We start from the raw sequence: 2,504 nt of genomic DNA, 5'->3' as shown, positions 1-2,504 counted from the left end.
TTAGTAAATAATTACCGACCAAGAAAGTCCGCGAGGACTTTCGTAAGTAAGCAATGAGCCAGCAATAAATTATATACGGTGTTGTAAAACGTACTTTAACTATTTTGGTAAATTCCTACTTAAATTTCTCCAAAAATAGAATTCTCGGTCAATCTGAATATTCAATTCATATTCTTTCGTTTTATTCAATTGATTAAATTTTTCCATTAAACTTATCAAATATTTCTCTAAATAAACAAAGTTTTCGGGATTTTTAAGAGCTAAAGATATTCTCAATTTTTCACTGCTTTCAGCATATTCATTTTCCTTTCCATAATTTTTCAAATCTTTCTCTAAAATTTCTTTCAGAAAACTAATATGAAATACTTTATCGTTTTTCATAATACTGTCTTCAGAAATTGTAATTAAGTTTTTCTCTTTTATAATTGGACCACCATAACAAAAACCGTGTCTCGTTGTTAAACTCAAATTATAAATTTTATTTTCATTTTTTATTTTTAAAAATCCAAATTTTTCTCCATAATTCAGATTTTCCAGTTTGTTTATTAATTCGTTATAATTTCTAATTTTTTCTAAATTTAAAGTATCAATTTTTCCTTCTTTCAATTTCTCAAAAGATGGATAATAGAAATTTTCAGTTCTCGGTTTGCAAGAGAAAACTAAAATTATGAATATTAAGTAGTATTTTAAATTCAATACGTCATTTTTTTTGTATGTTTTACAACGTTGTTGTACAAGGTTAGTTGCGTTGGTTTAGCAATAAAGTTAATAAATAATTACTGACTAAGAAAATCCGCGAGGATTTTCGTAAATAAGCAAAAAGCAAGCAATTAATTTTGTACGGTGTTAGCCACAGTATTTATTCCTTTTTGATTAAAATTATCGTGTCTCTTTTCGGCAAACTATGTTCAGCAAATTGGTATTTTTCGTATTTTATTTTCAGTTCTGTTTTTCCGTTTTTAGTATATAATGATTTTTTATTAAATTCAATTTCATTAGATAAATCTATTTCTTTAATTCTCTTTTCTAATATAAAAAATTGCTTTTCCGTTATTTCATATTCACAACACATTCCTAAAAACCCTTCAGTTTTTTGATAAATCACAAAATTATCTTTCTCAACTTCAATATGATTCGTTTGAATCGGATAAAGAACTATTGAAGCAACAATTCCGAAAAATATTCCACCAAACAACCAGAATAATAAAGTCAGAATTGGCGTAATTGCATAAAAACTAAAGTAAAATCCAATTTTTTTAAATGGCTTGAAATTCCATAAGAAGAGAATAATTCCGCTTGCATAAATTACTAACGTTATAAAATAACTCAATTTATAATTTAAACTTATTTCAATCGTACTTTTCAGAGTGAAATTCAATAAAGCAAATCCCAAAATGTAGAAGTGAATCTTTGTTATTATGTTCCTGATTTGGGTTTTCGTCATATTGTGGCTAACGTGTTTATATATGGTTTGTTGCGTGGTTTAAGCAACTAATTTAGTAAATAATAACAGACAAAGAAAATCCGCGAGGATTTTCGCAAGTAAGCAATTAGCCAGCAATAAATTATATATGGTGTTGGGCAACGTTTTTTACATTTGATTAAAAATTCCATTAAAGTCAATTGGATAAATAATTTCATAATTCCAATCGTCCTCAGCTGTATTCAGACGTTTTAAAATTAAACTTTTTTCAAGAAGATTTTCATTGCTTAAAACTTTCATTATTATTTCAAAGGATTTATTCCAATTGTTAACGTCAAACAACATATTTGCTCCTCCAGGACCTATATCTCCAGCCATCCATTCGCCTAATTTTTTATTAGTCAATTCTTTATGAATTTTTCCTTCAATTGAATGTCTTAAATCTAAAACTTTTAAGTCATTCTCACTTTTTGGCTGAATTTGAACAAAAATAACTTTACTGATATTGTCAAAATTTTCTCTGTAGTTTTCAGCTTTTAATTCAGATTTTATCGAATCTATTTCAGATTCCAAAATAATCTTATTTGTCTTTATTTCTTGAAAAGTATTGTATTCCTTATTCAGTGATATTTTTCCTTCAATTTGTCTATAATTTAAACTATCTTTTGTTATTCGACAAAATTCAATTTCTTCCTCATTTTCGTTTTTGTAAAATGAGTTTATGAAATCTAATTCCACTTTTTTTATTGATTCTTTATTTGTTTTCGTTTTACAACTAAAACCTAAAAAAGTCATTAATATTATTCCTATTTTTCTCATTTCGTAAATGTTGCCCAACGTTTTGGTATAAGCTTTGTTGCGTTTTGTTTCGCCTAAAAGTAAGCAAAATATTAAACAACTTTGTGCCTGCGTATTTTTCCGAAGGAAAAATTTAGCAGCAATAAAGTTTATACAGCTTAAGTTTGTCTTTTAATAAATTTGATACTTAATCAGAAAGAATAAAAGAGAGAATTAAGGTTAATTTAGACGGTTGAGCTTAGACTCAGACAACACTGATAATCCTCTCTCTTTTCTACTAAAA

Annotated in this window: 3 protein-coding genes; all 3 read right to left on the bottom strand. The window is 26.6% G+C overall.

The window, feature by feature from the left end; translation table 11 throughout:
• Positions 1-99: 99 nt before the first annotated feature.
• Entirely contained in the window at positions 100-606 is a 507-nt protein-coding gene (locus tag ACTG3V_RS15390) for a hypothetical protein (RefSeq protein ID WP_439133059.1), read from the bottom strand.
• Positions 607-859: 253 nt separating this feature from the next.
• Positions 860-1,393: a hypothetical protein gene (locus ACTG3V_RS15385; RefSeq protein WP_439133058.1), complete on the bottom strand. Its 534-nt coding sequence runs from the start codon at positions 1,391-1,393 to the stop codon at positions 860-862.
• Between the two features lie 198 nt (positions 1,394-1,591).
• Positions 1,592-2,242 (bottom strand): hypothetical protein, encoded by a 651-nt coding sequence (locus tag ACTG3V_RS15380; RefSeq protein ID WP_439133057.1) that lies wholly within the window; start codon positions 2,240-2,242, stop codon positions 1,592-1,594.
• Between the last annotated feature and the right edge of the window lie 262 nt (positions 2,243-2,504).

The organism is Polaribacter sp. (assembly GCF_965660385.1).
In the GTDB taxonomy this organism is placed as follows: Bacteria; Bacteroidota; Bacteroidia; order Flavobacteriales; family Flavobacteriaceae; genus Polaribacter.
This window is presented reverse-complemented; position numbering and strand designations above follow the sequence as displayed.